Below are 13,494 nucleotides of genomic sequence, written 5' to 3'. Positions count from 1 at the left end.
TCATTACTATATTCGAGTATTATTAATATCCTAATAATACGATCAAAAGACTGAATTATCAGAATGTGTCGAATCTTCTTTTGAGAAAGTTCTTGATAACGAATAGTTTTGTATAGTATGATGAACTTGTTTCAAAAAATGGTATTTAAACCTTATATTTACATTTAACGGTTTGTATCATTTTATTATGTGAACTACTATCCGCATAATATTTTGTAGTTTTGTCTGTATTTTTATTGCTTTATGGGTTTTTAAGTAACTAGTTTTCAAATTACATATGATATGAAACTAGTAGCATATTCCTGAAGGAGGAAATTTATAAAATGGCAAAGACTAACTCTTACAAAAAATTAATCGCTGGTACAATGACAGCAGCAATGGTAGCAGGAGTTGTATCTCCAGTAGCAGCAGCAGGTAAATCATTCCCGGACGTTCCAGCTGATCATTGGGCATTAGATTCTATTAATTACTTAGTAGAAAAAGGTGCAATCAAAGGTAAGCCAGACGGTACATATGGCCCAAATGAAGCAATTGATCGTGCTTCTGCAGCTGTAATTTTCACTCAAATTTTAGGATTACAAGTTGATGAAAACGCTCAGCCATCTTTCAAAGATGCTAAAAATACATGGGCTGCTAAATATATTGCAGCAGTTGAAAAAGCAGGTATCGTTAAAGGTGACGGTAAAGATAACTTCTATCCAGAAGGAAAAATCGACCGTGCTTCTTTCGCAGCTATGCTAGTAAGTGCTTATAACTTAAAAGAAAAAGTAGATGGCACATTAGTTACAACATTTGATGATTTAAGAAAGCATTGGGGTGAAGAAAAAGCAAACATCCTAATTAATCTTGGAATCTCTGCAGGTACTACAGCTACTACTTGGGAGCCAAATAAAACTGTATCTCGTGCAGAAGCAGCTCAATTTATCGCAGTAACAGATAAAAAATTCGCAAAACCAGATAACAGTGTTGCGAAAGTAACAAACGTTACTGCTACTGAGCCAACACAATTAACGTTAACTGGTACAGGATTAAACAACCTTACTGCTGAAGATGTTACGCTTGAAGGAAATAAAGCGATCGCACTTGAAGCAAGTAAAGATGGAAAATCTGCAGTTGTAACGTTAAGCGGAAAAATCGCTCCAAATAAAGAACTTCCAGTTAAAGTAAAAGGTGATTCATTTAATGTGAAGTATGTATACGAAGTGAAAAAATTACGTGTAGAACAACTTACATTCGATGACGATCGTGCAGATCAAGCAGTTGTCTTCAAATTAAATGAAGAAAAAGGTAACGCTGATATCGAGTATTTAGATATCGCTGGTCATGATGTGAAATTTGTGGCTAATAAATTAGATGGTACTCCAGCAAATATCTTTGAAGGTGGTACTGCAGAGTCAAAAACTGGTAAACTAGCAGTTGGTATCGAAGAAGGTAAATACAAAGTTGAAGTACAAGTTACAAAACGTGGCGGCATCACAGTTTCTAACACTGGTATCATCGAAGTGAAAAACCTTGATGCAGAAGCAACTGCAATTAAAGATGTTGTATTTGCAGTAGATACAGATAAAGCTGGTGTAAATTACGCTAAAGCTTTAAGTGGAACAGACTTCACATTAAACAGCAAAACATTAGTTGCTGGTGAAAAAGCTGGTGTCCATAAAGTTGTTGCTCAAATTAACAAAGAGAACAAAGTTGTTGATCCTAGCGCGATTATCTTAAAATCATCTAACCCAGGTGTTATCTCTGTTAAAAACGGTGAAATTAAAGCAGAAGCAGCTGGTTCTGCAACAATTACTGTTAAAGTGGGCGATGTAACAAAATCATTTGATTTCGTTGTAAAAACGGATACTCGTAAACTTACAACTGTAAAAGCTAACCCAGATCAATTAAAAGTTGTAGATGGTAGATCGTTACCAGTAACATTCGTAACGACTGACCAATACGGCGATCCATTTGGTGCGAATAAAGGTGCTATTAAAGAAGTATTCCCACAAACAGGCGCTGTAACTGAATTAGAGGTTATTACAACAAATGAAGGTTCTATTGGTACATCTTCTATTCAAGTTAAAGGTGCGAAAGTTGGAGCTGGTACAATTCACTTCCAAAATCCAAATGCAAGTGGTGAAGGTTACGGATCACTTCATGTTGAAGTTACGAAGAGCAACATCGGTCATGAAGCTCCACGCTTAGAGCTTGTTTCTAAAGCTGGTCAAAAAGGTGAAGCTGCTGACACTACACTTGGTGCTGGAAATACAGTAAACTATCAATTATCTAATTACACTACAGAAGGCGTATATGCTGATGCAGCTGATTTAGCAGGATATGAATTCAGAGTAGGTAATGATGCTATCGCTAAAGCTGAATTCGGTAAAGATGGAAAAACTTTACTTGTAACAGGTAAAAAAGCAGGTGTTACAGATGTTATCTTAACTAAAGATGGCGCTACAGCTGGACACGCAACAATTACTGTTACACAAGAAAACATTCAAATTACATCTGTTAACTTTAAAGATGTAGAGGTTGAGCAATTCGAAAACCGCAAAGTTAATATCGACAGAGTACTAGACGTTGTGAAGAGTGATAAAGATGATGTTCTAAATGGCATCAAATTAAACATCTCAACAGAACATAAAGTACGTATCGTTGATGCTGAAGGTACAGAGCAAGGTAAAGTTTACCTAGATCGTAACGACAATGCTGAATTTGACGGTAACGATGTTGTGCTTGGTTATGTAACAGCTGTTAAATCAAATGATACAGTTTCTAAAGAAGGAAACGACTTATTCAAATTCTTAACTGACGAAACTGCTGATAAGAAAAATGATGTCTTCGAAGGTGTAACAACTGCGTTTGGAGATAATGGTACAGTAATCTTTAAAGTTGTGAAAGACAGACTTGCGCCAACTACTGAGTATGGTACAAAAGCTGTAACAATCAACGTTATTAAAGAAGAAATCTAATAATTAGATTTGCAATCCTCATGTCATTATGACATGGGGATTGTTTTTTGTTTCGAAAAAAATAGGTCTCTTTAGAGGATTCTAAAGAGACCTATTTTTAATAATTATTTCTTAAACTTAAACATCTCACCACTCAAATTCGAATCACTATACACAAACAATACCATGTTAATGTTGTTGTCTTTAATGTATTGATATACATCCTTTTCGTGATAGTGGCGAAGATCAAGGATGGATATATGTTTGAAGCTTTGTGCTAGATGAGGCACGATTGCGTTTGCGAATGAGTCTTTTAGGACTAAAGCTCGTACATCATTTGGTGCATTGTTGTTTTCGATAACGATTTCTGGATAGTCGTTTGTGTAATAGCCTGCGTATGATGTTGTATCATTTTGTTTTTCTACACCATATAGTTCATCTAATGTGCGATATACAGTGCCGTTTATATCTTTTGCGGCTACGCTCGTAAAGTTGAAACCATCTTTCGGTGTGTAGTAGCATAGTTTTTCTCCAGTCGCATCGATTAGTTGGTATAGCTGGTTGTTAAAGCTTCCGACTAGATGTTTATTTGGAGCGCACGTACGAGTATAATCTTCTTTTTTTATTTCTTTTCCTTTATATATAGAAGATTGTTGCGCGATTGTGTTCATTATATATTGATAGCCTAAGAAGGCGCCATCCATATTCCAGTGATGGTCTGTTTTGAAGTACATACTTTGTATTTCTTCATTTGTATAGTTTTTCTTAAAGTGTTCCATGAGTTTAATTGGCTTTACGTCCGCTGGAAGTTTATTTAGAAAATAATTTAAATTTTCCTGTGCATATGTGTGAATATGAGAAGGTAATTTAAATGATAATGCATTCGTTTTGGACGGTGGTAAGGCAAAGTAAAACTCAATATTTTGTTCTTTTAAAAACTGAGATAAGTCATTTACAGCTGGCATTGATTGATCGATTTCATTATATTTTGTAGTCCAAGCTGGGTTTTTTAGAAGCCATTTATCATCAGTTAGAATAATATCGTTAATGAGCGATTTGTCCATTTTAATTTGGGCAAGTGTATAGATTTTAATGAGCTCATCTCTGCCGATTAATTGATCGTTTGTATATGTCTCAAAGTCTTTAAAGAAGCTACCATTTAAGACAGCTTCTTTTGTAAGAGCTGGTTTTTGAGCGAGAGGCCGATTTTCAACGGGCGAAACTGCTCGGTCAGTTTTGAGAAGCGATAATATGCCAAATGAAAAGATAATGGTGAGAAAACCGATAAATAGGACGATGTTCCCCAATTTTTTCATAATAACTTTTCCTTCCTACATAAAGTGAAACTTTAATCGGTGGGGGTGTTCATCCCCCACTGATTATTAGTTGAACCAATCGGGCTTTTACGGGCAGTTGATCCCCCACCTAACTTCTGTGTTCTCGCTGGATTCTGAGGTGGGGGTCTTACTGCTCGTTAATGCGGGATAAGTTAAAACCTAAAGTAAATAAATGGATTATACGTCGAATTGATTAAATACATAATCGAAACCGTAAATAATGTTAGTAATAATATAGGACGTACAACTTGCATCCCGAATGTATACGTTTTTGGCGCAAGTTCTAATATGTTTTTAATATGTTTTAAAATTGGTGTCGCTGCGATAAAGGCAATGATAAATACGACAATATATTCATGTATATATAGCATTGTGTTGTCATCGATGAAAGATTGCCCCCCTATGCCAAACATCGCTTTTAAATATTGGAACGAGTATGCGAAGTTATCAGCTCGGAAGAAGACCCAACCAATCATAATGATGATTAGTACATATGCATGTTGCAGCGGTTTCCATAGCTTATTTACTATTTTTTCAAATCCAGCTTTTTCAATCGAGATAATAAAGCCATAATATAATCCCCAGGCGATAAATGTCCAGCTTGCTCCGTGCCATAAACCGGTTAATCCCCATACGATGAAGAGGTTACGGTAATTTGCTAGTTTGGAAACACGGTTTCCGCCAAGCGGAATGTATATATAGTCGCGGAACCAAGAGCCTAGTGTAATATGCCATCTTCTCCAAAATTCTGAAATGGATTTTGAGATGTACGGATAATTGAAGTTTTTCGGGAAATCAAATCCGAACATTTTTCCAAGTCCAATTGCCATATCAGAGTATCCTGAGAAATCGAAATAGATTTGAAGTGTGTAGGCGATAATACCGATCCAAGCTGTTCCAACACTTATTTCAGAAGGCGGTAAGGCGAAGATTTTATCTGCGACAAACCCGGTTTGGTTGGCGATTAATATTTTTTTCGATAGTCCTAAAACGAAAATTTGGATACCTTCTGTAAATCGTTCAAAAGAATGGATACGCGTTTTAATTTGCTCAGCAACGATATTGTAACGAACGATTGGTCCGGCAATAAGCTGCGGGAAAATTGATATATATAACGCTAAGTTAAGTGGATTCTTTTGAACTGCGCCATCTTTACGGTATATATCGATGACGTATGACATCGCTTGGAACGTATAGAATGAAATTCCAATTGGTAGTGGAATAGGTTCTACATGAATAGATAAGTGTAATAGCTGATTCAAAATATCTGTGAAAAAGGAAATATATTTAAAATAAGAAAGTAATAAAATATTTCCGACCACAGCCATAATTAAAAATGTGACTTTCATATTTTTTCGTTTATCATAATGATGCACGAGTAGGCCGAAGCAGTAGTTTAATACAATAGAAAAGAGCATTAAAAGAACGAATCGTGGTTCTCCCCATGCATAGAAAATTAAACTAAATGCAAGTAATACGAAATTACGAAGCTCGGCACGCACTATAAAATAGAAAAATAATACGAGAGGTAAAAAGATAAACAAGAAAATAGAACTACTAAATACCAAAGAACTCTCCTCACTTTTTTCGAAAATACATTTCGTGCAAAAAACGACATTTCTCTTATATATTTTTTATATAAGAGTGCCTTTAATATTTTATCATGTTAATAATTCGATTGAAATGATTATCATATATAATAGAAGAAAAGGGGAGCGGAATCCTTTTGACACTCACTATTTGGATAAGATAAGATGAATAAGGTGTGATTTGTTTAGAAGGGAAGAGATGGTGTGTTATTTAACTCATTTGAGTTTATTTTTTTATTTTTACCGATAGCATTTCTTTTATATTTTCTATTAAATAAATTTGGACATGCTACATTAGCGAAAGCTTGGCTCGTTGCGGCCTCTTTATTTTTCTATAGTTATTGGAATGTGAAATATTTACCGCTTATGTTAGTGTCGCTCATTGTAAACTACTGTATCGGAATGAGGCTCGTAAAACATAAGAGTAAATTTCTTTTAACAGTAGGATTAATATTTAATATAGGAATGCTTAGTTATTTCAAGTATTATGATTTCTTCTTGCAAAATGTGAATTCATTATTTGGAACTCATTTTACATTATTATCTTTAACGTTACCACTTGCGATTAGTTTCTATACGTTTCAAAAGATCGCATTTTTAGTAGATACGTATCGCGGAGAAACGAAGGCATGTCATTTTCTTGATTACGCATTGTTTGTAACGTTTTTCCCGCAGCTTATTGCAGGGCCGATTGTACATCATGCGCAAATTATGCCGCAGTTTGCTGACGATAGTAAAAAGCGCTGGCAATCGAAGTATATCGTTCTTGGTATATTCGTATTTGCAGTTGGTATTTTCAAAAAGGTTGGTATTGCAGATGTATTATCACCCCTTGTACATGAAGGGTTTGATGTGCAGCAATCATTAACATTTGTCGAAGCATGGCTTTCGTCATTAGCGTTTACGTTCCAATTGTATTTTGATTTTAGTGGATATAGTGATATGGCAATTGGAATCGCTTTAATGTTTAATATTAAATTACCTCAAAACTTTAATTCACCGTATAAAGCAGTGAATATACAAGATTTTTGGCATCGTTGGCATATGACGCTTAGCCAGTTTTTAACGAAGTACGTATATATTTCTCTAGGAGGAAATCGAAAAGGATTTACGCGTACATACGTGAATATTATGATTGTATTTTTAATAAGTGGACTTTGGCATGGCGCTGGTTGGACATTTATTTTTTGGGGATTCTTGCATGGTTTAGCTTCTGTTATTCATCGCTTATGGAGTAAAGCAGGAGGGCGTATGCCAGCCTTTGCTGGTTGGCTCGTTACGTTTTTCTTCATTAATATAACGTGGGTATTCTTTAGGGCAACATCTATGCATGATGCGGTGAAAGTGTTGAAAGGAATGTTCGGACTAAATGGAATCGAATTAGCAAATAGCGTATTCCCAGCATTTATAATAGAGAAGCTGCAATTTTTAAAAGAGTACGGTGTTTCATTTACAGAAGCGTACCATGTCTCTTTATTAGATCCGAAAATGGTAGCGTATATTTTCGGGGCGTTATGTATTAGTTTCTTCTTAAAAAATTCAATTCAGTTAAAAGATTCATTCCGTCCGAATGTATGGACTGCGTTATTTACTGCAGTATTGCTCGTATATAGTGTGTTACATTTAACGAGTATTAGTGAGTTTTTATACTTTAATTTCTAGGTGGAGAATATGAAAAACAAACAGTGGCTTATTTTCGTTTTTGTATGTGTTTTTGTTCCTCTGGCAGGTGTCGGAATATTTAATAGCTATATAGATTCTCTTTGGTTATTCCCGCATAAAAATAAGTGGAATGATGTTCAGTACGGGTTTAACGAGAGACAACAGAAAACGAATTATATAACATACCGTCCGTTTACATATGATGGAGTTATACTTGGAAGTAGTAGAACGACTTTTATTAACGAGAATGACTTCACCGGGTTAAACGCATTTAATTATGCGGTAAGCAGTACAGACCCGCGTGAATATGATGCATATATTGAATATGCAAAAGAACAAAAAGGTAGTGACTTAGAGTCTATTGTACTTGGTTTAGATTTCCTTGGAACGAACAAAAATAGGGAAATTGGTTTTGATAAACCAGAAGTGTATATTAATCAGGCGCAAAGTTTATTGTATCCGATTAAATCGTATGTAAGCATGGACGGGATTACTTATTCAAAGAATACAATTGCAAATTCCACTCATCATAGTACGAATCTTGACCGGTACAATCGAGAGAATATAAAATCGATGCGTGATTATACGAAAGAAGAACGTGATGCGCAAATAGCGGCGCAAGTAGATAAGTTTAGTAAAGAGATTTATGGCGGGAATTATGAGTATCAAAATATGAAAGAAATATTAGGAACAGTAAAGGCTCATAATCCGAATACGAAGTTTTATGTTTTTACAACGCCTGTTTCAGAGCCTCTGTTCCGCACGATGATTCAATCAGGGCGATGGGAAGATTATAAAAGGTGGCTTCATGACGCTGTAGATGTATTTGGAGAAGTGCACCATTTCATGTATCTTAATTCCGTTACAACGAATTTAGATAACTATATGGATGGGCATCATTTCAGACCGGAAATTGGAAAGTTGATTGCGCATAAAGTTGTGAATGAAGAAGATAGCAACGTCCCGAAAGACTTCGGTATTGTCATTACGAAGGATAATATTGATGAGGTGTTGGAACAGATTCATGCGTCTTTTCAATAGAAAGAAATAGTTTTGCTTCAGAGACCGAAACACAATGTGATTCGGTCTTTTTTTACAGGAAACATACATATTGACGTAGAAATATTAGTTTGGGTAAGGGGAGTGGCATAATTAAGGAGGAGAAAAAATGAGTAACTTCGGGTTGTATGGAAAATTCACTGTAGAGGAAAGTAATCGAGATGTATTAGCGGATATTTTGTTAGAGGCAGCGGAATCGATGAAGTCATTGGACACGTGTGAGGTGTATATTGTAAGTACTTCTGATGATGAACCGAATGCTGTATATGTTTTTGAGGTATGGGATAGCGAAGGTGCGCATCAGGCATCTTTAACTTTAGAGTCTACGCAAAATTTAATTAAACGAGCAAAACCACTTATTACTGGAGCAGAAAGAATTAGTACTTTGAATACTAGAGGTGGTAAGGGAGTGTTAGGACAAAAAAACGCTTAGAGAATTATTTCTCTAAGCGTTTTTTATTCATTTATCCCGATGGTGGGGGATGAACAAAAGCCCCACTGAATAAGGTTTCACGTTATTCCGCCTCTAAATCAACAATTAAGTAAGCGAGTATAACAGCGAAGAAAATACTAACGGACGGCGCTGTTAATACGTGGCCGGACATAAAGCCGATTCCAAGTGATAGTACAACGGTGCTAGCTAATAGCATATATTTCACAGTTAATATTTTCTTGAAGTTTGTTATGATGCGAATGAATAATTTAATACCGAAGTATAGAAGCGGTATTAAGTAAATAAGGAAACCGACGATTCCGAATGCAAAGAATAGGTCGTGGAAGTCCATTTCGATTAATTTAATTTTAACTGTATAGTTACCAGCATAGCCCATTCCGAATAATTTTTGTGATAGTGGTGCGTCTTTATAGTATTGTTTGTATACTTTTAAAAACTTATCACGATCACTGTAAATTAAACTTTTGACCTCGGAGTCTGTTAGCTCACCTTTTGCATGTCTTTTCTCTGCGTCTGGATCTTCTTTAATTACTTTTCCTTCTTTTCTATCCTTTTCTTCTTGTACTGATTTTTTGTATTCGTATATTTGCATGTGGATGCCCATATTTTTTGCAATAGGAGTATGTGGTGTAAGTGCAATTAAACCTCCTAGTACAATAGCGACAACAACTGTATTTACGAGATATGTGAATCCTTTTCCTTCTTTTTTGCGATGAATCATATATTCAATGAATGAGAATAAAAGTGCCACGCCAAGCGTTAGAACAATTGCACCATATCCTACTTTCGTTCCGACCATAATACTTGCATACATCGCAAGTATTGTTGGAATCCAGTAATAGATTTTCGAGAAAGAAGTTGTTTTATGAATCGAATAGAGCACTACGATTGGGAACATAATTGCAAAAATAGAACTTAAATCATTTCCAGCAAAGAACCAACCTCTTGAACCAATCTTTGAGTGAGGGTAGCTCGGGAAATCTGTACCAGTTTGCATTGCAACAATCAGTGAGATGCTTAAAATTAAAGTTGCATATAAGAAATATGTAATGATTTTATGAAACGTATATTCTTTATTGTTTAACTCTTTAAAGGCGATAATATATCCAAACAGTAGTACAATTGGATATATACTCTTTAAAATAAACTTCACTTCTTCGCCAAATGAAACTGGAGATTTAATCATCATATTATTTGCAAGACCAATTGCTAGTACGATCCCGAGTAGGCATAAATAGAGAATGTACTTTTTCGCCCCAGGTTGTTCTCTGTGAAGAAGTAGATAACCTAATGCAAGAAGCATAAAGGCGAAACGGACTACGATTCCAACTGTTGCGCTCATGTGTAATACATAGATTGAAAAAGACGTTAATAAATCTAAAATTGGTTGAAACACAATGAATAGCAATAGGAAATGCGGGAAGTAGTTATCCGTTTGTTTCAACTTATTAACCATATATTCCTCCATTTCTTCATTCCTTTAGTTCAATACCCAAGAGATGGGGATAAAAGCCTTATTTACATAATAAGGCGAATGAATTTCAATATTTATTTTTTTGCATCAAACTTAAGAATACACCATTTCATTGTAATGGTAAATAGATGAAAAGCATTGATAAACCGACTTTAATTTCTATATTTTTTAACGAAATTGTATGTTTTATACGGAGATATATACAAATTATGAGGATATTAGACAGAAAATTAAGAAAAAAGAAGGATTTTTAATATGTTTTCTATAATTATATAAGTATAATCTTTATGTGGAAAAGAGGGGTATATATAATGGAAGTAACAAGTAAAACAGAATCTGTGGTTGTGAAATATGAAGGGCGCGTAGCAACGGTTATGGTCAATCGTCCAGAGGTTTTAAATGCATTAGATGAACCAACGTTAAAAGAGTTATTACAAAAGTTGAAAGAAGTGGCGGAAAGTTCTGTTCACGTTGTTGTGTTATGTGGAAGTGGCCGTGGGTTTTCTGCGGGTGGAGATATTAAATCGATGCTTTCAAGTAATGATGAAAGTAAGTTTGAAGGTATCATGAATACAATTTCTGAAATCGTTGTGACGTTATATACGATGCCAAAGCTTGTTATTAGTGCAATTCATGGGCCAACTGCTGGACTTGGATTAAGTATTGCATTAACAGCTGATTATGTCATGGCAGATATATCATCAGTTATTGCGATGAACTTTATTGGAATCGCTTTAATTCCAGATGGTGGTGGCCATTTCTTCCTTCAAAAGCGCGTCGGTGAAAATATGACGAAGAAAATCATTTGGGAAGGGAAGAAATTATCAGCGACAGAAGCACTAGATATCGGTTTAATTGATGAAGTAATCGGTGAGGATTTCCAAACGGCTGTGAAGCAAAAAATTAATGAGTGGTTACAAAAACCAATCAAGGCGATGATTCAAACGAAACAAATTTTATGTGAAGTAAATCGTTCTAATTTAGAACAAACGCTTCAGCTAGAAAAGCGTGGTCAATATGCGATGAGACAAACAGCGGACCATAAAGAAGGTATTGCTGCTTTTCTAGAAAAACGTTTACCAGCATTTAAAGGGGAATAAAGTGAAACTTTAATCCGTGGGGATTATTAGTCTTACTGCCCGTTAATTCGAGATAAAGAGAAGAAAGTGCTAACACAATTTAGTATAATTGTGTTAGCACTTTTTTTAGGAGTAATATATGAAGAAAATTATCGGTATTATTTCACTTAAATAATACGCTTTGCATAGTACACCATCTCTTGCGGTACGGATTGCATTATTCTTTGAGGGACATCCAACTGTTGCTTTCTCTGATGAAGTAACGAAAGAACAGGATGTGAAAGCGGAGCTCGGGTGTTATTAAATATAGGAGGATGAATGATGTCAACATATAACAAGTTAGTAAGGGATCGTGTCCCGGAGAAAATTTTAATGTCTGGAAAAACATATACAGCACAAAAATTAACAGGACAAGCTTACATACAAGCGTTATCGAAAATTGGTACAGAAGAAATTCGTGAATTTGCTTCGATGAAAGAGCGTGAGCATGCGCTAGATTCACTTGCAGATGCACTTGAAGTTATTATTTCATTAGCGCGTGCAGAAGGTGCAACAATTGAAGATGTAGAGCTTATTCGTAAGCAGAAAGAAGAAGAGCGCGGCGGATTTACAAGAGGGATTTATTTGATGGACGTTTCGGAAGAGTAGTTTTATAGAAAAAGCACAGCGTTAATGGAGAGAATGCTGTGCTTTTTTGTCATTAAGATTAGGGTAAAGTGAATTTTATTGCAATTTAGAAAATTAAACTATATTAGTAGAGGTTTTATAGTAATTTCTGTATACTAAATAGTAGAAAAAGCGAGGGGGAAACGACAGTGGCACATCATGCGAAAGAAACGATGGAATTGATTAAAGAGCTTGTCTCTATTCCAAGTCCATCTGGGAATACGACGAAAATTATTAATTTTATTGAAAACTATGTAAGTGAGTGGAATGTAGAGGCGAAGCGTAATAATAAAGGCGCTCTTATTTTAACGGTTAAAGGGAAGAATGATGAGCAGCATCGTTTATTAACTGCACACGTTGATACGTTAGGGGCAATGGTGAAAGAAATTAAGCCTGATGGCCGTCTTAGTCTATCTATGATTGGTGGATTTCGCTGGAACTCTGTAGAAGGGGAATATTGCGAAATTGAAACGTCAAGCGGTAAGACGTATACAGGTACAATTTTAATGCATCAAACTTCTGTCCACGTGTACAAAGATGCAGGGGAAGCGAAGCGCGATGAGAAAAATATTGAAGTTCGTATTGATGAGCGTGTGTTTTCAGCAGATGAAGTACGTGGGTTAGGAATAGAAGTAGGAGACTTCGTTTCATTTGATCCACGCGTTCAAATTACAAAGAGTGGATACATAAAATCACGTCATTTAGACGATAAGGTCAGTGTAGCAATTCTATTAAAATTAATTAAAAGATTGCAAGATGAAAAGGCAACATTGCCATATACAACACATTTCTTAATTTCTAATAATGAAGAAATTGGGTACGGTGGAAACTCAAACATTCCAGAAGAAACGGTAGAATATTTAGCAGTTGATATGGGAGCGTTAGGTGATGGACAAGCATCTGATGAATACACAGTATCCATTTGTGCGAAAGACTCTAGCGGTCCATACCATTATGCTTTACGTAAACATTTAGTTGAACTGGCAAAAGCGAATGCTATTGAATATAAAGTGGATATTTATCCATACTACGGATCAGATGCATCAGCTGCGATTCACGCCGGATTTGATGTGAAACATGCATTAATTGGAGCTGGTATTGATTCTTCTCACGCATTTGAGCGTACGCATGAAAGCTCGATTACGCATACAGAAGCACTTGTTTATGCATATGTGTTATCAGAAATGATAGTAGAATAGTGAGAGGGTGGCTGATTCTATGAATCAGCCACTTTT

10 protein-coding genes are annotated in these 13,494 nt (G+C 35.5%); 7 read left to right on the top strand and 3 right to left on the bottom strand.

The genetic code is table 11. The features are described 5' to 3' along the window. Window positions 1–323: 323 nt before the first annotated feature. Window positions 324–2,960 carry an S-layer homology domain-containing protein gene (locus KI356_RS00975; RefSeq protein ID WP_212934595.1) on the top strand — a complete coding sequence of 879 codons (2,637 nt, stop codon included), beginning with the start codon at window positions 324–326 and terminating at the stop codon, window positions 2,958–2,960. A 104-nt stretch (window positions 2,961–3,064) separates the two neighbouring features. Here KI356_RS00975 and patB1 read toward each other — a convergent pair whose 3' ends face one another. Next, complete coding sequence (gene patB1, locus KI356_RS00970) at window positions 3,065–4,255, bottom strand: secondary cell wall polysaccharide O-acetyltransferase PatB1 (protein WP_212934594.1); 1,191 nt, start codon at window positions 4,253–4,255, stop codon at window positions 3,065–3,067. A gap of 173 nt (window positions 4,256–4,428) precedes the next feature. Further along, a complete protein-coding gene (locus KI356_RS00965; RefSeq protein WP_212934593.1) occupies window positions 4,429–5,844 on the bottom strand; it encodes an MBOAT family O-acyltransferase in 1,416 nt (471 codons plus the stop codon). Between the two features lie 225 nt (window positions 5,845–6,069). Here KI356_RS00965 and KI356_RS00960 point away from each other — a divergent pair, with 225 nt between their 5' ends. The 3 genes from KI356_RS00960 (at window position 6,070) to KI356_RS00950 (ending at window position 9,019) form a co-directional block, all read left to right on the top strand. Next, window positions 6,070–7,527: an MBOAT family O-acyltransferase gene (locus KI356_RS00960; RefSeq protein WP_212934592.1), complete on the top strand. Its 1,458-nt coding sequence runs from the start codon at window positions 6,070–6,072 to the stop codon at window positions 7,525–7,527. Between the two features lie 9 nt (window positions 7,528–7,536). Next, window positions 7,537–8,568 carry a hypothetical protein gene (locus KI356_RS00955; protein ID WP_212934591.1) on the top strand — a complete coding sequence of 344 codons (1,032 nt, stop codon included), beginning with the start codon at window positions 7,537–7,539 and terminating at the stop codon, window positions 8,566–8,568. Window positions 8,569–8,695: 127 nt separating this feature from the next. Next, entirely contained in the window at window positions 8,696–9,019 is a 324-nt protein-coding gene (locus KI356_RS00950; protein WP_212934590.1) for a putative quinol monooxygenase, read from the top strand. Between the two features lie 82 nt (window positions 9,020–9,101). Here KI356_RS00950 and KI356_RS00945 read toward each other — a convergent pair whose 3' ends face one another. Beyond that, window positions 9,102–10,496 carry an O-antigen ligase family protein gene (locus KI356_RS00945; RefSeq protein ID WP_212934589.1) on the bottom strand — a complete coding sequence of 465 codons (1,395 nt, stop codon included), beginning with the start codon at window positions 10,494–10,496 and terminating at the stop codon, window positions 9,102–9,104. A 329-nt stretch (window positions 10,497–10,825) separates the two neighbouring features. On the opposite strand from KI356_RS00945, the gene KI356_RS00940 reads away from it, so the two are divergent. From KI356_RS00940 to KI356_RS00930, 3 genes are all read left to right on the top strand, one after another. Continuing rightward, complete coding sequence (locus tag KI356_RS00940; RefSeq protein WP_002010905.1) at window positions 10,826–11,614, top strand: enoyl-CoA hydratase; 789 nt, start codon at window positions 10,826–10,828, stop codon at window positions 11,612–11,614. Between the two features lie 300 nt (window positions 11,615–11,914). Then, window positions 11,915–12,241, top strand: a complete 327-nt coding sequence (locus tag KI356_RS00935) for a nucleoside triphosphate pyrophosphohydrolase (protein WP_212934588.1) — start codon at window positions 11,915–11,917, stop codon at window positions 12,239–12,241. A 167-nt stretch (window positions 12,242–12,408) separates the two neighbouring features. Next, window positions 12,409–13,458 carry a M42 family metallopeptidase gene (locus tag KI356_RS00930; RefSeq protein WP_212934587.1) on the top strand — a complete coding sequence of 350 codons (1,050 nt, stop codon included), beginning with the start codon at window positions 12,409–12,411 and terminating at the stop codon, window positions 13,456–13,458. Window positions 13,459–13,494: the final 36 nt, after the last annotated feature.

This window comes from Bacillus hominis (assembly GCF_018332515.1).
GTDB lineage: Bacteria > Bacillota > Bacilli > Bacillales > Bacillaceae_G > Bacillus_A > Bacillus_A hominis.
This window is presented reverse-complemented; position numbering and strand designations above follow the sequence as displayed.

What these genes read in the sequence shown, in the direction of transcription:
- KI356_RS00975 (WP_212934595.1), top strand. Translation starts at nt 324, where the DNA reads ATGGCAAAGACTAACTCTTACAAAAAATTAATCGCTGGTACAATGACA.
- patB1 (WP_212934594.1), bottom strand. Translation starts at nt 4,255, where the DNA reads ATGAAAAAATTGGGGAACATCGTCCTATTTATCGGTTTTCTCACCATT.
- KI356_RS00955 (WP_212934591.1), top strand. Translation starts at nt 7,537, where the DNA reads ATGAAAAACAAACAGTGGCTTATTTTCGTTTTTGTATGTGTTTTTGTT.
- KI356_RS00950 (WP_212934590.1), top strand. Translation starts at nt 8,696, where the DNA reads ATGAGTAACTTCGGGTTGTATGGAAAATTCACTGTAGAGGAAAGTAAT.
- KI356_RS00945 (WP_212934589.1), bottom strand. Translation starts at nt 10,496, where the DNA reads ATGGTTAATAAGTTGAAACAAACGGATAACTACTTCCCGCATTTCCTA.
- KI356_RS00940 (WP_002010905.1), top strand. Translation starts at nt 10,826, where the DNA reads ATGGAAGTAACAAGTAAAACAGAATCTGTGGTTGTGAAATATGAAGGG.
- KI356_RS00935 (WP_212934588.1), top strand. Translation starts at nt 11,915, where the DNA reads ATGTCAACATATAACAAGTTAGTAAGGGATCGTGTCCCGGAGAAAATT.